Below are 20,433 nucleotides of genomic sequence, written 5' to 3' on the forward strand. Positions count from 1 at the left end.
GCTGGTTTTTAGGTTTTACTTGTAATAGTAAGAAGGGTGGTATAAACTTGTCGGTTCATAAAATTCGTCATGCGAATATTTGAAACCTAACTTCAATAACATTTTTTTAGAAGCTTCGTTATTGGGATTGTGGCCTGCAAACAAGTTATCGACTTTTTTTACGTCAAAGGCATATTGAATAACAGCATTTACGGTTTCTGTTGCATAGCCGTTCCCCCAATGACTACTTCTAAGATGTATTCCAATCTCATAAATATTTTTTTCTGTGTCGTACGGGCGTAGACCACAACAACCAATGAACTCTTCGTTTATTAGATTGAAAAGAGGCCAATATTGAACTTGGAATTCCTTCTGCGTATTAATTTCTTTATTCAATCTATCTTTAACTTGTTCGCGTGAAAACAGGCCGTTTGCAGAGATGTATCTTGTGACAGCGGGATCTCCCCAAAGCGTATATGCTAAGTCAATATCACTATTATCCCAGTGGGAAAAAGCTATACGGGAAGTTTTTAAAAAATACTTTCTCATTACCAATTACCTTCTTTCATAATCTATTTCATTTTTTAGATTAACATATTACCTCGAAAAATGACTGGTGGAGTTGACGCCGAAAACCGGGTTTATCGTTTTTCATGGGAAGAGGGACGGCCCGCTGGGATCAACTGCAAAGTGCATCTATTTTTCACCAATAACCATTTTAAAGCGGTTGAAATGCAAAGTACATCTCATTTAAGGTTATACGATTAAAAAAGCAGCTTTTGACTGGAAATGAACTGCACTTTTACCTCCGTGAAAACCAACTCAACACAAACTAGAACTAGTCCTAAAATCTGGGAATCTAATTGTCGATAAATAACATAAATCCGTATAAAAGGAGTGGTGTTCTATGATTATTGGGAGAAAGTATATTTCTGGATTGATGGTTGTCTTTTATCTGTTGTTTTCAATTGTGACACCCGTATCAGCAGAGGGTTCTAAAAGTTCTTCCTTAACGTTTTCGATTCCTGCAAATACTTTTTGTGATCAGTCACATACCTTGGAGCTATCACTGAACATAACAAATTTAAGCAGTTCAAGCTCAAGCGTAAAATTAGAGCTAAACCGTTATGACGGTAGTTCATTTACAGAGGCAGGAACCTCCTATAATGGAGTTTCTTCTAGCCTTGTTCCAGGTGTGGATGTAACTTTATCCCCACTTGAAACAGCGGCATACCACGTCTCTTTTGGGAGTAAATTATCGAATTGCGAGGACAGACCTTTTTCCGGTGCATTTGTTGCTGGGAGTGACGGTGCGGCATTCGTTGCATCAGGGTTTGTATCTGGTTCGCTTGGGGGTGTTCCGATCATAATCAATAATGGATCTCTGTGGCAGTACGATGGAGGCGATGGTGAAAATGACGATACTCCTATAAATACTCCTATTGATGTTTGCAGTGTAGAAAATAACAATTCATTAATCCATGCAATGACTTCGAATAGCGATCAGTATGGGGTTGCTACTGCTAGCAGCTATGATACATATTATGATACTCAGCCGTTCCGTGCTTTCGACAACAGTTGTTCTCCTTGGGAAAGCGCAAATGGTGAAAAGTCAGGTTGGATTCAATACGAGTTTTTTGATGCAAAAGTAGTTAATAAATACTCGATTCGTATGAAACAAAATGACCCAGCTCACGGTTTTCTACAATCACCGAACTCTTGGTTTTTTGAAGCCTATGACGGGCAAGAATGGGTAGTGTTAGATTCTCAGAGCAATGTTAAGGATTGGGACCGGGATATTACCAAAGAGTTTTCGTTCCAGAACTCAACCCCGTACAATAAATATAGACTTAGAATAACCGCTAATAATGGGGGGAACTTGGTTAATATAAGTGAAATAGGCATGATGGGTTATTAGTAAAATTGATGACCCGAAGGCGAAGGTTGAATATGGAATGAGTCGTGAGGATGCTGAAAAAATATTGGGCACTGGGAAAAGGCAAATGAAATTTCTTTACACTTACCAAGATGGCGTCACCATGTATTATCGGAATGACCTTGTGGCTGGGGTAGGTATTGCTAAAGAAGCAAAAGCACGGTACGAGACGGCTGGCGGAGCAAGGATTGGCCTTCATTATTCCTTATGCTTGTCGCTAGCAGCGATCTTCTGGATGATCAAGAAATAGAGAGCATCGAACTGGTGATTTTCGAAGCGTTTCGGGATCATATAAACGCGTCGCAGTTCTCATATGAGGAGAGTACGAGGACTCTCCGGTGGGTAGCTACTTATGTTGGGAGGGTCGGATATATAAAAACAGGGAAGCCACTGCTCCAGACCAGCATAGGTAGTTAACCTTGTTTACTGGACTGTAGACATCTGTATCGAAAACCGAATTCACTTCACTGAAAAGTGCCATAGGTGCGTTTGGCTATCCGTTAGAGAGGCGGTAAGTTATGGGCGAGTTGTTATCCGCGACCAACACAACGCATAGTGCGAAGTTGCTCGCCGCATAATATTACCTACAGGAGGTGTCTTGTGATGAACAAGAAGAATAATGCGAAGCACAGCTCCAAGCAAGTAAAAAAGAAATTAGGTGTTCCAAATCTTAATGTGGAATTTGCTGATGCAGATACCCTTAAAGGAACGTCCCAAAAGACGAAGCAATAGAATGAGCATAAGACCACCGAGGCATAGTGCCAGGTGGTTATTTTTTAGGATGATTAATCAGGGAACGCTTATTCATTTATAATACAAACGAACGTTCGTGTACAAAAGAGTGTAGACGACATTGAGCGCAGTCCTAACCTTCTAAAACAGCTTTATCTAGCAACTGGCCAAGTGGTCATGAACAAAATAAGCAAAGACATGCGTGATATAAGACGTGAGTTGACCAAACGTAACATAAAGATTATCAGTGACGAACATGCGGATTTGATCGTGTATCACCGTTTTCTGTGTCGAGGATATGAGGAGCGTTTTGGGATGCCTCGTGATGTTATACGTTCTGAAATAGCATTGAGACTGTCCAGATACATTGTGGAGCTCGAGCAAATTTAAAAGATCATTCAAAGTAAGGGTTCACCAGTTATCAATAGCGAGTTTTTTTTCTTTATCTCCTTTCGTCGTCTTCTCTATACATAAGATAAGACCACACAATCAATCTGGAGAAAAAAGCGCCACAGATCCGCAGCGCTTTTTTTGTCGAGGGACAAGAACATAGTCCCATAATAACCCGCGCCCAGCGCGGTTTTTCTTTTTTAAGGGACCAAGTTCTTGTCTTTTTCTCAGGACAAGAACTTGGTCTTATAGCCGATTTGACTTGAGGCTCTTGAAAGGTGGGGAGTATTTTACGTTTACTTTCAGGCGTTGATGGTGTGTTGGGTTTGATGCTTACCCAGACTGGGTAAGCGAAGCCCCGCTGAAACGAGAAAAACAAATTTTATTCAGAATAATTTAGTGTCATGAGTTAAAAATAAGTTCGGCAAAAAACAATAATTTACGGAGGTTCACGAATGAAATTAAATGAGGTTTTAAGTCGTGCAATGGAAGACAAGGAGTTCGCCAAGACTTTGAGGTCTAAGGCGATTGCAGCCTCGCGAAAAGGAATTGAGAGTTCTGAATGGTATGAGTATATGGCTTACTTCGGCACGAGTCCGGAGCTCCTCGCTCGAATGAAAACAGGACTAACTTCAGATGGTGCAGAGTATAGAGAAGAAGAGGGTACGACAACAACGACAACGATCACGACAACGACGACGATCTCGTGTACGATGACAACGGTCACAACAACGACGACAGGAACTGGCGTGGAATAACACTAAGGAGGTCCCGTTCCTGTGCGGAATGGGACCGTATCACTTAGCGAATGCTTACGATGTATGGTTCCTTCGGAAACATTTCAGAAAGGACAGATGTTTAAATCAATGTCGAATCTATTAACTTTTGAAAAGCATGAAAATGAGTGGACAGCGCTTTGTGAAACATACCTGCCCGTCGTGAGTGAAAAAATATGGAGACAAAGTCGTGCGGTTACGGAGCAAGATCCTAAACAGGGGTGGAAACTCCATGTATCTGCAACGATATTGTGTGCCTGCAATGTCTTTAAACAGGTTGCGCCATTTCTATCCGATTTGGGCGTACTTTTTAAAGCGCCTCGTTCTATGTTAGAACTTAAAAAACTGAACTGCGGGATGCACTATGGCTATAGTCAAATTGGAAAATTTATTACCGTTTACCCTCAATCAGAGGAAGATGCGCTATTTCTTGCAAATGAGTTGCACAATAGGACGATTCATTTCTCTGGCCCCGTAGTCCCCTATGATATTATATTTCAAGCGGGCAGCCGCGTTCATTACCGTTATGGATCATTTAGTAACTTGGAGATGCAGGATCAGAATGGTAAAAGTGTTCCCGCAGTCCGTACGCCAGAGGGGGATTTAGTTCCCGACCTTCGTGAACCAGGGGCAGCCGTGCCAGAATGGATAACGGATCCTTTTGCCAAGCAACTTCAGCAGGACAAACCGAAAAAATTTTCGCCAACGTTAAGTCCGCTCCAAACGACGATTTTGGCTTATGAAGCTCTATCTCAGAGAGGGAAAAGCGGTGTGTACCGCTCTCTGGATATAAGTGTAAGTCCGGCTCGCCTTTGTATCCTAAAAGAGGGACGAAGAGATGGCGAAACGGATTGGGATAGTCGTGACGGTTACTGGAGAGTACGACAAGAAGCGAACGTTCTCAATGACTTAATATTAAAAGGCGTAAAAGTTCCAAAGGTGTACACAACATTTGAAGAGGGGGGTAATTACTATTTAGCAATGGAACTCGTCGAAGGCGATAATCTTCAAACTCTTTTACGCAAAAAATTAAGCATTCAAGATGCCCTTCGGTACGGCATCCAATTAGCGAAACTTTTGAATGCGATACACACTTCCGGATGGGTGTGGAGAGACTGCAAACCACTCAATTTGATTGTGACGAAACAAGGCTTTATACGTCCAATCGATTTCGAAGGCGCTTGCCGCATTGAATGTCCAGACGATACGGAGTGGGGAACGCAAGGATATTTGCCGCCAGAATGGAATAAGCCATTCATTGGACAATCCAGACTGCCTGAAGATCTCTATGCCCTGGGTGCTACCTTGCATCAACTATTCAGTGGGCAGACGCCAAGAACGGCAACTTTAACACCGGTTGGTAAGCTAAGACGAAAAATTCCTTTTGCAGTTCGAAAAATAATTTCAGCACTGCTTGATTCGAATCCGGATACCAGGCCTGCCTCCGTAATTGTATTGCAAACATTGGAAAACGCCTACACAGAAAATTTCGGAGAGATATTATAGAAATGTATAAGGAGAGCCCTGCAAAAGCTCTGCTTTTGTCATAAAAAAGACTCCGATCTGGAAAACGCATACCCAGAATCGAGTAGGAGGGGGCGGTAGCCCCCGTCCTCTCACACCACCGTACGTACCGTTCGGTATACGGCGGTTCAACCGTTTAAGTGCCATTGACGCAAGCGCTCGTTTTCCTTAATGGTTTTTATTTGACCATACCTGAGACTCTTATATTCGTTCGTCGTCTTCTCTTTATAGAAGATGGAGTGTGGTTAAAGACAATCAGGGAATTGTATCTCCAAACCGTGACTCCTATATATATCGTTCCGGCTGTAAAGAAGCCGTATTAAACAAACCCGAGTGTGTGATATCACTCGGGTTGTTGTCTTAGTATTGGGGTCCCGCCAACATTTTAACGAAAATATATACACTAAGCCTTCGGATCCAGTCTGGCTTTACGTTTTTTCTTGCTCTAAGCTTTACGCGTGATGTATTTATGACATTCTACTAATAACTATGGCAAACCACAGTATTTTGTTTCAAGGCAATTTATCTATCTCATTTATTAAATGATCAATAAAAAATTTGCTGGATATAGGGAGAGTTTTTCTGTCTTTAATAACAAGTCCGATTTTTCTTGTGACAGGTGGATTAATCGGTAAGATGGCAACTTCATAGCCAATCCTACGTAAAACAAGTTCTGGTAATATACTCACACCCAAGCCACTTTCAATCATAGACAGGATTGAATAATCATCATGTAAGCATATTCTCACATTTGGTTCTAGACCATTTTTATGAAAAGCCTCCAATGGCTCGCTTAATGTACCCTCTTCTAACAGAAGAAACGGTTGCTCAGAAAGTTCCTTTAGTGTAACGAATTTTTGCTTTGCTAAAACATGATCTACTGGCAAAACTGCCTTCAACTCTCCTTCTTTCAAAAAATGTGTTTTTAAACCAGTTACGGCGGGTCTCGCAGCGAGGAAAGGTGGTGAACTAGATGACCTGTGATGCTCTTATTATTGATCTATTTTATTAATTACAGGACAGGAATTTAGCGCGTTATCGATACTGAATCAAATCAAAGGGAGGAAGATATACAGTGGATCTTAAGGATAAAAATGAAGGGCTACAATTATCTAGTGAAAAAATTGGTGGAGATTAAATCTTCCAATAATAATGTCACAATTAGCACAACTCATGATGCAGCAAAAAGATGTATCGGGAGAAGGCCAGACTTTAGACGTAAAAGAAGCAGCCGCTTTTTTAAGGGTCTCTACATGGATGATCTATGATATGGTACGGAAGAAGAAAATCCCATTTTTTCGAATCGGAAGCCGTATATTTTTTAGGAAAAAGGCATGGATAGTTAGGCTTGTTTATTGATATTTTGGTCCCCAAATGGTCCCCAGACCTTAAATTTTGCTTGTGTTATACAGTGTTCTAGAATCTGTATTATTCTCTTTATGCCTTATGAAACAAGGAGATTTTGACCTGTGCCAATAAAAAAATCGGGACCCCCTTGCGAGGGCCCCATCATGGGAGAGGAGAAACCGGACGAAGAGCTTATGGGGAAACGTAAGTCTTCTCCGCGGTTGTCTACGACATTTGGTGATGTCGATAATACAATTGTGTCCGGGAGGTTCGGGTTATATACCTCGGCGGTGAAAAAAAGTTATGATCTTTTGGTTTTTCAATCTGCGGCGGATTGTGGTACGATATCGACAGGAATTTTTCAGGCATACATAAGGGTGTGAATATTCATGAGAGTTATTTCGGGCAGCGTCCGAGGCCGGGCGCTAAAGGCGGTCCCCGGCATGGGGACGCGGCCCACGACGGATAAAGTGAAGGAAGCGGTGTTCAGCATCATCGGTCCTTACTTTGAAGGAGGAACGGCGCTGGATTTGTTTGCCGGTACGGGAGGTCTCGGCATCGAAGCGTTAAGCCGCGGCATGGACAAGGCCGTATTTATCGACAAAGAGTACAAAAGCATTGAAACCGTCCGCGCCAATCTGAAAGCAACCGGCCTCACAGATCAGGCCGAAGTGTACAAAAACGATGCGGAAAGAGCGTTGAAAGCTTTGGCCAAACGCGAAGCCGTCTTTGATCTGGTATTTCTGGATCCGCCTTACCGGCTAAAGCACGGGGATCAACTGATGACGCAAATGGACGAGCTTATGCTGCTTAAAGAGGGAGCTACGATCGTTCTGGAGTATGAATCCTCCCATGCGTATCCGGAGCGGTTCGGGAACTTTACGCAGCGGCGCAAGGCGGAATACGGAGAAACGGCCGTATCCGTTTATGATTACGAACGAGAAACCAGCGCGGTCTAACCGCTAAGATAGGAGAGGAACACAGGCATGAACGAACAACGGATCAATCATCCGCGAATCGCCGTTTATCCGGGCAGCTTCGATCCGGTGACCAAAGGACATATGGATATCATTCAACGAGCTTCGCGCCAATTCGACAAGCTGATTGTGGCGGTGCTGAACAATTTAAGCAAAAACCCGTTATTTACGGTGGAAGAACGGAAGCAGCTGCTGACCGAGGTTACCGGACATTTGCCGAACGTGGAGGTTGACAGTTTTCGAGATCTGCTCGTCAACTATATGAGCTACAAGCAGGCTCACGTCATCGTGCGCGGTATCCGCTCCGTCACCGATTTTGAATACGAGCTTCAGCTCGCCTCTACCAATCACAAGCTGAACAGCGACGTGGAGACGATTTTTATGATGACGAACCCAAAATACTCCTATTTAAGCTCCAGCATTGTCAAAGAGATCGCCAGCTTTCACGGAGACGTGAGCGATCTTGTGCCGCCGGAGGTAGAACTGGCGCTGCAACATAAATCCGCGGGCCGAACGGGCAAAAATTAATGTTCGCCGCGGCGGTTCCATACGAGCGCAATGGTTGCGAAGCCGAGCGTTAACAGCGCAAGCATCCATAGCTGCCATCCCATCACCCCGAACGCTTGCTGCCAGGTGGGCAGCCCGGCTGCCGGGGTGTCGTGTCCTATGCCGGTTTGTCCCTCCTGGGCAAAAGCGGGAAAAGCGCCGGGCAGCCATCCGATAAGCGGCTTCCACAACAGCAGCGTGATGGCGTAGGCGTAAGCTCCATGCAGCAGGCGGTTCAGCAGAAAAAAACGTTCGCGGATTCCGGCCGGTCCGAGAATCGCCCGAACCTGGAGATAGGCGCACAGACCGCTCCAGCCAAGGGCGGCGCCCAGCAGAGCGGTGAATACCGCCGGCGACAGCGCCGGGGAAGACAACCGGGACATGGCGTACGAGCCGAGGTGAACCTCCAGCAGGCTTTTGACGGTGACGGAAAAAAATGTTCCCGGCAATGCCAGCAGTATGACATGAATAATGATCGAAAAAATAAGCATGTAGCCGCCGGTGATCATCAGCGTTTGCACGCCGGAGGTCACGGTATCGCCAAGCAGCCGGCCGAGGCTGCGGCCGTCCTCCTGCCGCGCATGCTCCATGCTGCGGAGCGCCTGGCTAAGCCGGGACGATCTGCGCCGGTTGCTGCTTTTCGCAGTGGACGATCCCGAAGCATTCCGGGCGGAGGAGCGATCCGGCAAAAGAACATGCAACGTGCCCCCGGCGGCCAGGCCGGCGGCCCAGTGTACGGCGAGCAGCAGCAAGCCGAATTCGGGGCGGCCGAAAAAACCGGCGCCGATGACGATCACAAGCAGCATCGGGCTGCAAAAATGGGCCGCTCCGGCGATCCGTTCCGCCTCGCTTGCGGAGATTTTTCCTTGCTTGTATAAAGTCGCCGCCGTGTCGGCGGCGGCCGGAAAGCCGGCGGTCATGCCGAGCGGCAGCACCCAGCCGAAGGTGCCGGGAAGACCGAGCAGCCTTCGCGTCAAAGGTTCAAACAGCGCGCCTAGGCCATGGGCGAATCCGCCGGCGAGGAGCATCTGCGATAACATCACGAAAGGGAGCAAAGCGGGAAAAACGATATGCCACCAGATAGTCAGCCCCTGACCGGAGGCTTTAAACGCTTCGCTTGGAGCATATACGACGCACACGACAAGCATAACGGCCAGCAGCCCCGTGAAGGCGGTGGATGCGGGACTGCCGGCAAAATTTTTTAAGTTCAATCCGATTCACCTTCTTCATAAGTAGATAGAAATAAGCAGCATCTTGATCAAAAGATGACTTTTTGAACAACCTCGTATAGTACATGCTATGCAGCAGCCGTGAATCGCAGACTAGCCGTTTGCGGCCGGATGTTTCGCGTCCGGTCCGCCGCCCGTCTGCCGCGCGTGATGAAGGGAGAGTGCGAAACCATGCGTCAATCAAGATCCATAGCTTTAAAAGCGGGGTTATACGTCCTGACGATGGCGGTGATTGTATATGTGGTCGTTTTTATGAACACGCCGTACATGATCAATCAGCCGGGAACCGCCGAAGAGGTTAAGCCGATTGTCAGCGTCAAGTCAGGGGATACGGAGGAGAAGGGCGCATTTATGCTTACGACGGTATCGGTCAGCTACGCCAATTTGTGGATGCTGGCCACGTCTCCATTCAACAAGGATGCCGAAGTGGTCCGCAAGGAACCGGATCGCAACGATAAGGAATACGAGACGGAGCAGCGGTATTATATGAGCAGCTCGCAATCCAGCGCGGTGATGGCGGCCTACCGCAAAGCCGGGGTGAAATACGACGTGGTGTCCCAGTATGTTTTTATTATCGGACTGTCCAAAGAAAACGAGCCCAAAGGCAACTTCCGGTCCGGGGACATCATCCGCCAGGTGAATGGCCAGCCGGTGAAAAAGTTTGAGGATCTGGCGCCTTTGCTTCAAGGTAAAAAGCCCGGGAACGTCGTTCCCGTGCAGCTTTCACGAAGCGGAAAAACGGTTGAAGAGCAGGTGGAGCTCGTCCAGATCGTCAATGCGGAAGGTGTCCGCAAAGCGGGGCTGGGCGTCAGCGTCGGGGAAGTGCTGAAGGTGGAGGCTGCGGATAAGACGAAAGAAGTCATCTTTGCCGATACGGAGATCGGCGGTCCTTCGGCGGGCCTGATGTTTACACTGGAAATTTACAACCAGTTGACGCCCGGGGATTTGACCAAAGGGCATCGCATCGCCGGAACCGGCACGATCTCGGAGGACGGCACCATTGGGCCGATCGGCGGCGTCCAGTTCAAGATCGTCGCGGCGGAGCGGGAGAAGGCCGAAATATTTTTTGTGCCCGAAGCGAATTATAAAGAAGCCAAGGCAAAAGCGGAGGCAATCGGTTCGAAGATGAAGCTCGTGCCGGTCAAAAAGCTCGACGATGCGCTGGACGATTTGCAGGCGCTTAAGCAAAAAGACTAAATCCGCATCGGCGGTTGACGGTAGTCCCGGAACAGCTGATCGGCCTGCCGCCCAGGCATGCCGTTGGCATAAGCGGCGGCCGCCCGGATATCGAGCGTCAGCTGCGGATGCTCAAGCTCGGCGGCCCGGGTAACGATCGGCAGTTTGGCGCGCTGTTTCATCCGCTTCAGCATCTCCTGCCCCTGGTTGCTAAACGCCAGCACGCGCAGGTAGCCCGGACCTTCCGCCAGTGCTTCGGGTGTCAGCAGATCCCGCGGATGCTGCAGCAGCGCGTGCAGCAGGGTGCGCTGCAGCTTCGTGTGGGTGTACCGTTTCGTTTTGAGCTTGGCCAGCAGCTCGGCTACGGTCGGCTTTTCGAGCCGGGGCAGCGCTTTTTTGATACGGTACTCCAGGCCTTCGGTCATTTCGTGGCAGGCGCGGAGCTGCTCAGGCGAAGCGAGCAGCAGCTGGTGAAACAGCGGCGCGGCCAGGTTCTCCCACGTCACGGGGCCCCGTCCCGCCGCGAATTCGCGGGCGAGGATGTCCGCCGTGTACGGCGGGAGATAAGGCGCAGCCGCGTCCAGGCCGCCGCCGGCGATCAGCCGGCGCACGGCTGTGGCGCTGGCGATGCGCGCGTCCGTCGGCGCGGCATCGTTATAGCCCGCGGCCCGGCGCCGGACCGTGACCGGCGCGATGCCGCTGTGAAGCCGCCGCAGCGCGATCAGGTAGTGCAGCCCCAAGCTGTTGTTGGGCTGCTCCAGCAGCGCTCGCGCTGCGGCGGCATCCGCGCCGGCGGCAGCGCCGCTGCCGGCGAGCAGGCGCGCGGCCGCGGCGGCGTAGGCGGCGGGGAAGCTCGCCCCGGTGGCGAGCTCCTCCGCGACCGCCGCCTTCAGCGCGCCGCCGCCGTCGGCGAGCCGCTCGGCGAACGGCTGCAGCGCCTCGAGCGCGCCGGCCTCGCTGCCAAAGCACAGATGCGTCGCTACGCCCGTCGCCTCAAGCAGCGCCACCGCGCCGTACGCGAACCACTCCGCCGGCTGCGCCGCGTAAGCGATCGGCAGCTCGAGCACGAGATCGGCGCCGAGGTGCAGCGCCATTTCCGCCCGCGCCCATTTGTCCACGATCGCCGGCTCGCCGCGCTGCAAAAAATCGCCGCTCATGACGGCGATGACCGCGTCCGCCTTCGTCAAGCGCTTCGCCTCGGCGAAGTGATGAACATGCCCGTTGTGGAGCGGATTATATTCAACAATAATTCCGACGACATTCACGTACGGATCGACTCCTTTGTTTAAAGGCTTTTCCTACAAAATATACCACGAATTAAGCTATATTGTTGACAAAACTTGCTTGAAATCGGTATAATAAATTTTGTTTGTTTGGAGTGATGCTGATGTTTATACATTTTCGCCAGGTGGCATCGTCGGAAGCTCCGGTGGAGATCCATCAGACCTTGGATGTCAGCCGGGTGATTAAAGGCCGCAGGGACATCACCGGGATCAGTCCGCTACGGGTTGATCTGCGGGCGGAAGCCTCCGGCGGCGGAGTTGTCGATGTCAGGGGCAAGCTGACGGCTGAGCTCGACATGACGTGCTCCAGATGTCTGAAGCCTTTGAAACGCACGGTCGCAGCGGAATTTGCAGAGAGCTTCAAACAAAGTGACGATCCCGAGATGGACATGCAAGCGCAGGACGAAGAGGACGATCTGCAATATGTCGCCGAGGACAAATTGGACTTGACGCCATATGCGGAGGAAACGTTATTGCTGAATCTGCCGTTTGCCGCTGTCTGCAAGGAATCCTGCAAAGGGCTTTGTCCCAATTGCGGAGCCGATCTGAACGAACGGGAATGCGGCTGCAACACCGAACGGATCGATCCGCGCCTCGCAGCGCTCGGTGATTTTTTCAAAAACAAGCAGTAAACACGAATAAAGCACACCGTTAATTGGGTTGACTTGAATAAGGAGGTGGGAATCATGGCAGTACCTCAACGGAGAACGTCCAAAACGCGCCGCGACAAACGCCGCACGCACTTCAAATTGGCTGTGCCGGGCATGGTGAAATGTGAACAATGCGGCGAATTGAAGCTTGCTCACCACGTATGCAAAGTTTGCGGAACATACAAATCGAGAGAAATTATTGGTCAATAAGCTGCATCTGAATTCCAAGTAGTACTTCATTTCGGTGAGGTGCTATTTTTTTTGCCTGCGGTATCCGTAAGAAGGGCGGAGGAACATTCGGGTTGCCGCTTCCCGGCCGTTTGCGGAGGTTGCCCCAAATCCCTGTCCTGCAATGTTTCCGGCAATGCCACTTTCTTTTTGCTGCGGGATGTTTTATACTAAAATTTAGTACCAGGTTCTAATGAAAACAATAGAAGCAGAACTCACACTAATAGATTCCTGCAAAAGTGCAGTTTTTTTCAGCGTGAATCATGAGCGACGAGGGAAGGCCTGCAGCTCCTGCATTTTGCGGGAATTTGCGTTTGATCGCTTGGATAGCCGAAAAGAACTGCAGTTTTGCAGACTTTGGACGAAATGATTTTGAAATTTGAAAGTATAGAGGTTTAGCCGGTTCAGTTCAGTGTTGAACTGTCTCTATGATCATCAGGGAGGGGAACACCCATCGAACGTTTGCCCAAAAAGGCGAGACAGCAGCAGCTCGTCCAAATAATCGAAGAAAATCCGTTCATCACGGACCAGGAGCTTACCCGGCGGCTGAAAGTCAGCATCCAGACGATTCGGCTCGACCGCATGGAGCTCGGCATCCCGGAACTGCGGGAGCGGATGAAGCTGATGGCGGAGCGCTCTTACGACCAGGTTAGGTCGCTGCCGCTCGATGAAGTTATCGGGGAAATCGTTGACTTGCAGTTGGATAAAAGCGGGATCTCGATCTTTGAAATCCGCGAGGAGCATGTGTTCTCCCGGACCGGCATCGCCCGCGGCCACCATGTATTCGCTCAGGCCAACTCCTTGGCCGTCGCCGTCATTAATGACGAGATTGCGCTGACGTTTTCTGCGGACATCCGTTTTATCCGCTCGGTGCATTTGGGGGAGAAGTGCATCGCCAAAGCGTATGTACGGCCTTCCTCGGGGCAAAAAGGAAAAGCCAGGGTAGAGGTTTTTACATATGTCGGCGAAGAGATGGTGTTTCAAGGAAACTTCGTCATTTACCGTTCTACGGGAGAGGACAGACATGAAGGAGGAAAATCATCATGAGAATCGCCATTGATGCTATGGGCGGGGATCATGCGCCGCAAAGCACCGTCGAGGGCGCGCTGGCCGCGGCCAGGGAATGGAGCGACACCGAGATCGTTCTTGTCGGAAAAGAACAGGTGCTGAAGCCATTGCTGGAGGGCGCCCCGGCCAACCTGCGCATCCATCCCGCGGAGGAAATCATCGAAGCGGAGGATGAACCGGTCAAAGCCGTCCGGCGCAAAAAAGACGCTTCGATGGTCGTCGCCGGCCGGCTCGTCCGCGAGGGCGAAGCCGACGCGATGATTTCGGCCGGTAACACCGGCGCGCTTATGACGACCGGGCTGCTCGTCGTCGGCCGCATGGAAGGGATCGAGCGACCGGCGCTGGCGCCGATGATCCCGACCGTCGACGAGCGCGGTGTGCTGGCGCTGGACCTTGGCGCCAACATGGACGCGAAGCCGGAGCATTTGGCGCAGTATGCGCTGATGGGCAGCGTTTACCGCGAAAAAGTGCACGGGATCGCGAAGCCGCGCGTTGGGCTTTTGAACGTCGGCACCGAAGCGATGAAAGGCAATGAGCTGACCAAGGCGGCCTATCCGCTGCTGGAGGAGCTGCCGGTCAACTTTGTCGGCAATGTGGAAGCCCGCGATATTTTGACCGGTGCCTGCGATGTGCTGGTGTGCGACGGGTTTGCCGGCAATATTTTGCTCAAATCACTGGAAGGAACGGCGGGTACGCTGTTTTCGATTCTAAAGCGGGAATTTACGAAATCATGGAAAAACAAGCTGGCCGCAGCGGTGCTGATGCCGTCTTTGCGCGGGCTGAAGCAAACGCTTGACTACAAGGAACACGGGGGAGCGCCGCTTTTGGGGCTTAGCGGACTTGTCGTCAAAGGGCACGGCTCCTCGGACGGAGGAGCGGTCAAAAATGCCGTGCGCCAGGCGCGTCTAGCGCTGCAAAACAAACTGACGGAGAGCATAGCACGGGAAATCAGCGGGAAGTGAGTGATTGAAGCTAATGAAATTACGTTCGGTAGGAATTATCGGGACCGGGAAATACGTTCCTGAAAGAGTGTTGACGAATGCCGATTTGGAACAAATGGTGGATACCAATGACGAATGGATCGTGTCGCGGACGGGAATCCGGGAACGCCATATCGCCGCTCCGGAGCAAGCAACATCCGATTTGGCGTATGAAGCCGCGGTGCGGGCGTTAAAGTCCGCGGGCTTGGCGGCGGAGGAGCTTGATCTGATTATTGTGGCCACGATTACGCCGGACATGGCGTTTCCGTCTACGGCTTGCATTTTACAGGATAAGCTGGGGGCTAAAAAGGCGGCCGCGTTCGACCTGTCCGCCGCCTGCTCGGGTTTCGTCTACAGTATGGCAGCGGCCAACGGGTTCATTCAGACGGGAATGTACAAAAACGCCTTGGTGATCGGCGCCGACACCTTGTCCCGCATCACCGACTATACGGACCGCAATACATGCGTGTTGTTCGGCGACGGGGCGGGCGCGGTCGTGCTCGGCGAGGTGCCGGAAGGACGCGGCTTCCTCTCCTTTGATCTGGGCGCGGAAGGCGCCGGCGGCGTGCAGCTTAATCTGCCGGCGGGAGGCTCACGGCTTCCGGCCTCGGAGGCGACGGTTGCGGAGCGTAAACATTACCTTTATATGAACGGCCGCGAAGTGTTCAAGTTCGCAGTACGGGTGATGGAGAATGCGACCGAGGAAGTCTTGCGCAAAGCGGGCAAGAGCAAAGAGGACATCGATCTGTTTGTGCCGCACCAGGCCAATATCCGCATTATTCAATCGGCAATGCAGCGGCTGAATTTGTCGGAGGAAAAATGCGTCATCAACGTGGATAAATATGCCAACACGTCGGCGGCTTCCATTCCGCTCGCGCTTGTAGAAGCGGCAGAGGAAGGCCGGATGAAGGAAGGCGATACGCTGCTGCTGGTTGGCTTCGGCGGCGGATTGACCTGGGGGGCTTCCGTACTGGTGTGGTAGGACGCCGGCTTTGACAAAGGGTATTTTTTTAAATGAGGAGTGCTACAAGATGGGCAAATTGGCATTTGTTTTTCCCGGACAGGGTTCCCAAAGCGTCGGAATGGGTAAGGATATATATGATGCGCTGCCTTCGTCCCGGAACTTGTTTGATATCGCGGATGAAAAATTGGGCTTTCCGCTGACCCGGCTCGTGTTCGAAGGACCGGAAAGCGAATTGAAGCAGACGGCCAACACGCAGCCGGCGCTGCTTACGACAAGCTCAGCGCTGCACCAGGCGTTTGCGGCCAAAGGCTTCGCGCCGGATTATGTTGCCGGACACAGCCTGGGCGAGTACAGCGCGTTAACGGCGGCCGGGGCGCTCGCTTTTGAAGACGCCGTCTCGATCGTGCGGGCCCGCGGCGAGTATATGGAGCAGGCCGTGCCCGGCGGGCAAGGGGCGATGGCCGCGGTGCTTGGCGGCGAACGCGAGGCGCTGGCGCAGCTCTGTGCGGATATTACCGCCGGCGGAGCACTGGTCGAGCTTGCCAACGTCAATTGCCCGGGGCAGATCGTCGTCTCCGGCAGCAAGGAAGGCGTTGCGCAGGTCGCCGAACGCGTCAAGGAGATCGGGGCCAAACGGGCGATTCCGCTTGAAGTCAGCGGACCGTTTCATTCCTCGCTGATGAGAGCGGCGGCGGAGCGTCTCTCGGACAAGCTTGCGGGCGTCACGTTTAAGGATGTTTCCGTTCCGGTTGTCGCGAATGTCACCGCGCGCCCGGTTCAAAGCGGGACCAACATTTCCAAACTGCTCGTGGAGCAAGTATATTCTCCCGTACTTTGGGAGGACAGCGTTGCCTGGCTGATTGCGCAAGGCGTGGACACCTTCGTGGAGATCGGGCCGGGAAGCGTGCTTTCCGGACTAATCAAAAAAATCGACAAATCGGTGCGTCTATTCAACGTGAGCGGCTTGGAGAGCCTGGAGCAAACCGCGGCCGCGCTGGGATAAGCATTCAGACCCGCATCTGCTGTTTAGGAGCGGATCGCCGCAAAGGAGCGATACGGCATGCTTAAAGCTCCCTGCTTCGGCCGCAACTCGGCCGGATGGAGAGTGCACCGCCGTGCTTCAAGAATGGCGACAAAATGGAAATATCTTAATATAAGTGCGAGTTCAAAAAGTCAGGTTTTCAAAAGATGACTTTTTGAACTACCTCTAAAATTTAATGAAAGGAGATGAACATGATGAGTAGACCGCTTCAGGGCAAAACCGCCCTCGTTACCGGAGCGTCGCGCGGCATCGGGCGCAGTATTGCGCTGGCGTTTGCCGAAGCCGGGGCCGATGTGGCTGTCAATTATGCCGGAAACGAACAGGCTGCGGCTGGCGTTGTCGCCGAAATCGAGGCGCTTGGCGTCAAAGCGTATGCCGTCAAAGCCCATGTCGGAAGCAGCCAGCAGTTTGAGGATATGGTCAAAGGCATGCTGGACGCCTGGGGCCGGATCGACATTCTGGTGAATAACGCGGGCATTACTAGAGATAATTTAATTATGCGCATGAAGGAAGAAGAGTTCGATCAGGTCATTGAGACGAATCTCAAAGGCGTATTCAACGGCATCAAAGCCGTCACCCGGCCGATGATGAAACAGCGCTCTGGGCGCATCATTAACATTTCCTCGGTCGTCGGCGTGCTGGGCAATGCAGGGCAGGCCAATTACGTGGCGGCTAAAGCCGGCGTTATCGGTTTGACGAAATCGTCGGCCCGCGAGCTGGCCTCGCGGGGCATTACGGTGAACTGTATTGCGCCTGGATTTATCGAGACCGACATGACCGATCAGTTGCCTGAAGAATTGCGTCAAAGCATGCTGGCAGGCATCCCGCTGACGCGTTTGGGTCAGCCGGAGGAAATCGCGAATGTCGCCGTGTTCCTCGCTTCGGACGGCGCGTCCTACATGACCGGACAAACGCTGCATGTCGACGGCGGGATGTATATGTAATTGCATCCCTTGCTTCTATGGCATTTTAGCGGCAATTCTCGTATAATACCAAAGAGGAGGTGAACCGGATGTCCGATGTATTTGATCGCGTAAAGCGCATTGTAGTGGATCGCCTCGGCGCTGACGAAGCCGAAGTGACGCTGAAAGCGTCTTTCAAAGATGACCTTGGTGCTGATTCGCTCGACGTAGTTGAATTGGTCATGGAGTTGGAAGATGAATTCGATCTGGAAATTTCAGACGAAGATGCTGAGAAGATTACGACCGTAGGTGAAGTTGTAAACTACATACAATCTCATACCTAATGTCATTCCAAAGTCCCGTACCTCCTTACAAGAAGGCGGGACTTCTCCTCATTTTGACATGAGCGTCGTTTTATCTTGGAAAAACATTTGCATGGTACACATGTAGTCCATACGAGGTGAGTGTGTTTGAAGCATAGAGTAGTGATAACGGGGATGGGCGTCGTAACTGCGCTCGGACAAGATCTGGATACGTTATGGAACAACCTGGTTGAGGGGAAGTCCGGCGTTTCCGCGATCGACTCGTTTGATGTTAGCGAATATCCGACGCGTATTGCCGCTTCGGTGAAAGACTTTAATCCCGAAGATTATATGGACCGCAAAGAAGCGCGGAAAATGGACCGTTTCGTTCAGTTTGCAACGGCGGCAGCCAAAAGCGCATTGGATGACAGCGGCCTGAATATTACCGAACAGGCCGACCCCGAGCGGGTGGGCGTGATGATCGGTTCAGGGATCGGCGGCCTCGGCACCTGGGAGGATCAGCACAACATTTTGCTGGAAAAAGGCCCGAAACGCGTGAGTCCCTTTTTTATTCCCATGATGATTGCGAACATGGCTTCCGGTTATGTCTCGATTTTGTTTGGCGCCAAAGGGCCGAACACAGCGGCGGTGACGGCGTGCGCTACCGGAACTCATTCCATCGGCGATTCGTACAAGCTCATCCAGCGGGGTGACGCCGATGTGATGATTTGCGGCGGCGCGGAGGCGACGATTCGCCCGACCGGTCTGGCGGGGTTCTGCTCCATGCGGGCGATGTCAACGCGCAATGACGAGCCGGAGAAAGCGAGCCGGCCGTTCGACCTCGAACGCGACGGATTCGTCATGGGCGAGGGTGCGGGCATTTTCATTTTGGAAGAACTGGAGCACGCGAAGAAACGCGGCGCGAAAATTTACGGCGAGATCATCGGCTACGGGCTTAGCGCGGACGCTCACCATATGACCGAACCGGACCCGAACGGACCGGAGCGCTGCATGAAGATGGCGATCCGCGATGCCGGCATCGCGCCTGAGCAGATCGATTATATCAATGCCCATGGCACTTCGACGCCGGTTGGCGACCGCTCGGAAACGATCGCGATCAAAAACGCGCTTGGCGACCACGCCTACAAAGTGGCCGTCAGCTCGACGAAGTCGATGACCGGGCATTTGCTGGGCGCAGCGGGCGGCGTCGAAGGTGTGATTTGCGGACTGACGCTGAAGCACGGCGTGATCCCGCCGACGATCAATCTGGAGCATCCAGACCCGGAATGCGATCTGGATTACGTTCCCAACGTAGCGAGAAAGGCCGATGTTCAGGTGGCCATGTCCAATTCCTTCGGTTTCGGCGGGCACAACGCCACGATCATTATCAAGAAACTCGAAGCATAAGGGGTTAAGTCCGGTGAATGGAGATCTGAAGCAGTTACAGCAAAAACTTGGGCTGTCGTTCCAAAACAGGCAGCTTTTGAAACAGGCCTTCACCCATGCATCTTACGTTAACGAGCACCGTTTCAGTCAGTATGAGGATAACGAACGCCTGGAATTTCTTGGCGATGCCGTGCTTGAATTGACCGTTTCGGAGCATTTATACCAGCTATTTCCGGATCGTCCTGAAGGCGAATTGACGAAGCTGCGCGCCGCGATCGTATGCGAGCCGTCGCTGGTGAAATTCGCCGAAAGTCTGGAATTTGGCCACTACGTATTGTTAGGGAAAGGGGAGGAACTGACGGGGGGACGGACGCGTCCGGCACTGCTGGCCGACGTGTTCGAGTCTTTTATCGGCGCATTATACCTGGACCAGGGCCTGGAAGCCGTTACTGTGTTCCTTCATCGCCATGTTTTTTCCCAATTGACGTTTGACGGGAAACTGCAGACGAGCGATTACAAGACAGAGCTGCAGGAGTTGACTCAGCATCATAATATGGGCGCGCTGGAATACCGGATCATCGAAGAACGGGGACCTGCCCATGAGCGCGAGTTCGTCTCCGAAGTTTGGATGGAGGGCCGTGCGCTGGGCCGGGGAACCGGCCGATCCAAGAAGGAAGCCGAGCAGCAGGCCGCGGCCGTAGCGCTGAATGTGTTGAAGGAGTCCGATTCCCGAGATTAATGCAGAAATGAAAAAGGCTGTTCCGCAGGTTCGTTAGGACTTGGGGGCAGCCTTTTTTGTGGCGGTTTTGGGAATAGCGGTAAAAAAGGGCCTTATTTTCGGAGAAAAAGGGAGTACAACGAAAATAGAGGAATTTTATTCCTCTATTTTAGAAATATGTGAGCAATCAGGCGCTTTTTCCAAGTCCAATCCCAAAATAGCGGAAAAATTTTCCGCTACTTTGCCTGGGAAAGGAGGATTGTAGCAATAACGACATAAATTGTCTCTATTTTCGGCA

At 51.3% G+C, this 20,433-nt stretch carries 22 protein-coding genes and 2 pseudogenes; 20 read left to right on the plus strand and 4 right to left on the minus strand.

Translation table 11 applies throughout. From position 1 onward, the window contains the following. Positions 1–15: 15 nt before the first annotated feature. Positions 16–528, minus strand: coding sequence for a GNAT family N-acetyltransferase (locus ACLD72_RS03040; RefSeq protein WP_410997928.1), 513 nt, complete (start codon positions 526–528; stop codon positions 16–18). Between the two features lie 358 nt (positions 529–886). On the opposite strand from ACLD72_RS03040, the gene ACLD72_RS03045 reads away from it, so the two are divergent. The 5 genes from ACLD72_RS03045 (at position 887) to ACLD72_RS03065 (ending at position 5,319) form a co-directional block, all read left to right on the plus strand. After that, entirely contained in the window at positions 887–1,897 is a 1,011-nt protein-coding gene (locus ACLD72_RS03045; RefSeq protein WP_410997926.1) for a hypothetical protein, read from the plus strand. 37 nt (positions 1,898–1,934) lie between these two features. Beyond that, entirely contained in the window at positions 1,935–2,165 is a 231-nt protein-coding gene (locus ACLD72_RS03050; protein WP_410997924.1) for a hypothetical protein, read from the plus strand. Positions 2,166–2,518: 353 nt separating this feature from the next. Further along, positions 2,519–2,647: a hypothetical protein gene (locus tag ACLD72_RS03055; protein ID WP_410997922.1), complete on the plus strand. Its 129-nt coding sequence runs from the start codon at positions 2,519–2,521 to the stop codon at positions 2,645–2,647. An 845-nt stretch (positions 2,648–3,492) separates the two neighbouring features. After that, positions 3,493–3,795 (plus strand): hypothetical protein, encoded by a 303-nt coding sequence (locus tag ACLD72_RS03060; protein WP_410997921.1) that lies wholly within the window; start codon positions 3,493–3,495, stop codon positions 3,793–3,795. Between the two features lie 63 nt (positions 3,796–3,858). Beyond that, a complete protein-coding gene (locus ACLD72_RS03065) occupies positions 3,859–5,319 on the plus strand; it encodes a class III lanthionine synthetase LanKC N-terminal domain-containing protein (RefSeq protein WP_458475527.1) in 1,461 nt (486 codons plus the stop codon). A 530-nt stretch (positions 5,320–5,849) separates the two neighbouring features. On the opposite strand, the pseudogene ACLD72_RS03070 reads toward ACLD72_RS03065, so the two are convergent. Then, positions 5,850–6,278, minus strand: a pseudogene (locus ACLD72_RS03070) (LysR family transcriptional regulator substrate-binding protein); the annotation flags it as partial. A gap of 235 nt (positions 6,279–6,513) precedes the next feature. On the opposite strand from ACLD72_RS03070, the gene ACLD72_RS03075 reads away from it, so the two are divergent. The 3 genes from ACLD72_RS03075 (at position 6,514) to coaD (ending at position 8,189) form a co-directional block, all read left to right on the plus strand. Then, positions 6,514–6,696: a helix-turn-helix domain-containing protein gene (locus tag ACLD72_RS03075; protein WP_458475541.1), complete on the plus strand. Its 183-nt coding sequence runs from the start codon at positions 6,514–6,516 to the stop codon at positions 6,694–6,696. Positions 6,697–7,073: 377 nt separating this feature from the next. After that, positions 7,074–7,643 (plus strand): 16S rRNA (guanine(966)-N(2))-methyltransferase RsmD, encoded by a 570-nt coding sequence (gene rsmD / locus ACLD72_RS03080; protein WP_410997913.1) that lies wholly within the window; start codon positions 7,074–7,076, stop codon positions 7,641–7,643. 27 nt (positions 7,644–7,670) lie between these two features. Next, positions 7,671–8,189 (plus strand): pantetheine-phosphate adenylyltransferase, encoded by a 519-nt coding sequence (coaD, locus tag ACLD72_RS03085; RefSeq protein ID WP_251588631.1) that lies wholly within the window; start codon positions 7,671–7,673, stop codon positions 8,187–8,189. Here coaD and ACLD72_RS03090 read toward each other — a convergent pair. Next, positions 8,186–9,418 (minus strand): nucleoside recognition domain-containing protein, encoded by a 1,233-nt coding sequence (locus tag ACLD72_RS03090; RefSeq protein ID WP_410997911.1) that lies wholly within the window; start codon positions 9,416–9,418, stop codon positions 8,186–8,188. The genes coaD and ACLD72_RS03090 overlap by 4 nt on opposite strands. A 189-nt stretch (positions 9,419–9,607) precedes the next feature. On the opposite strand from ACLD72_RS03090, the gene ACLD72_RS03095 reads away from it, so the two are divergent. Continuing rightward, complete coding sequence (locus ACLD72_RS03095) at positions 9,608–10,633, plus strand: SepM family pheromone-processing serine protease (RefSeq protein WP_410998346.1); 1,026 nt, start codon at positions 9,608–9,610, stop codon at positions 10,631–10,633. On the opposite strand, the gene ACLD72_RS03100 is transcribed toward ACLD72_RS03095, so the two are convergent. Further along, on the minus strand, positions 10,630–11,877 hold the full coding sequence (locus ACLD72_RS03100) for a nucleotidyltransferase (protein ID WP_410997909.1): 1,248 nt from the start codon (positions 11,875–11,877) through the stop codon (positions 10,630–10,632). The two genes, ACLD72_RS03095 and ACLD72_RS03100, sit on opposite strands and share 4 nt — an antisense overlap. Before the next feature lie 122 nt (positions 11,878–11,999). On the opposite strand from ACLD72_RS03100, the gene ACLD72_RS03105 reads away from it, so the two are divergent. From ACLD72_RS03105 to ACLD72_RS03155, 11 genes and pseudogenes are all read left to right on the plus strand, one after another. Then, positions 12,000–12,527, plus strand: a complete 528-nt coding sequence (locus tag ACLD72_RS03105; RefSeq protein WP_410997907.1) for a YceD family protein — start codon at positions 12,000–12,002, stop codon at positions 12,525–12,527. A 54-nt stretch (positions 12,528–12,581) separates the two neighbouring features. Next, positions 12,582–12,755, plus strand: a complete 174-nt coding sequence (rpmF, locus tag ACLD72_RS03110; protein ID WP_009222962.1) for a 50S ribosomal protein L32 — start codon at positions 12,582–12,584, stop codon at positions 12,753–12,755. Between the two features lie 480 nt (positions 12,756–13,235). After that, positions 13,236–13,833: pseudogene (fapR, locus tag ACLD72_RS03115) on the plus strand (transcription factor FapR). Beyond that, complete coding sequence (plsX, locus tag ACLD72_RS03120) at positions 13,817–14,803, plus strand: phosphate acyltransferase PlsX (protein ID WP_410998344.1); 987 nt, start codon at positions 13,817–13,819, stop codon at positions 14,801–14,803. The pseudogene fapR and the gene plsX overlap by 17 nt, the downstream one beginning before the upstream one ends. Before the next feature lie 13 nt (positions 14,804–14,816). Then, positions 14,817–15,803 carry a beta-ketoacyl-ACP synthase III gene (locus ACLD72_RS03125; protein WP_410998342.1) on the plus strand — a complete coding sequence of 329 codons (987 nt, stop codon included), beginning with the start codon at positions 14,817–14,819 and terminating at the stop codon, positions 15,801–15,803. Between the two features lie 49 nt (positions 15,804–15,852). After that, positions 15,853–16,788, plus strand: a complete 936-nt coding sequence (fabD, locus tag ACLD72_RS03130; RefSeq protein ID WP_410998340.1) for an ACP S-malonyltransferase — start codon at positions 15,853–15,855, stop codon at positions 16,786–16,788. 233 nt (positions 16,789–17,021) lie between these two features. Then, entirely contained in the window at positions 17,022–17,771 is a 750-nt protein-coding gene (gene fabG, locus ACLD72_RS03135; protein WP_410998338.1) for a 3-oxoacyl-[acyl-carrier-protein] reductase, read from the plus strand. A gap of 68 nt (positions 17,772–17,839) precedes the next feature. Next, a complete protein-coding gene (acpP, locus tag ACLD72_RS03140; protein ID WP_128633117.1) occupies positions 17,840–18,073 on the plus strand; it encodes an acyl carrier protein in 234 nt (77 codons plus the stop codon). A gap of 126 nt (positions 18,074–18,199) precedes the next feature. Further along, entirely contained in the window at positions 18,200–19,438 is a 1,239-nt protein-coding gene (gene fabF, locus ACLD72_RS03145; RefSeq protein WP_410997905.1) for a beta-ketoacyl-ACP synthase II, read from the plus strand. A 13-nt stretch (positions 19,439–19,451) separates the two neighbouring features. After that, a complete protein-coding gene (gene rnc / locus ACLD72_RS03150; RefSeq protein WP_410998336.1) occupies positions 19,452–20,156 on the plus strand; it encodes a ribonuclease III in 705 nt (234 codons plus the stop codon). A 40-nt stretch (positions 20,157–20,196) separates the two neighbouring features. Further along, positions 20,197–20,400: a hypothetical protein gene (locus ACLD72_RS03155; protein ID WP_458475528.1), complete on the plus strand. Its 204-nt coding sequence runs from the start codon at positions 20,197–20,199 to the stop codon at positions 20,398–20,400. Positions 20,401–20,433: the final 33 nt, after the last annotated feature.

The sequence above is a fragment of the Paenibacillus lacisediminis genome (assembly GCF_046567315.2).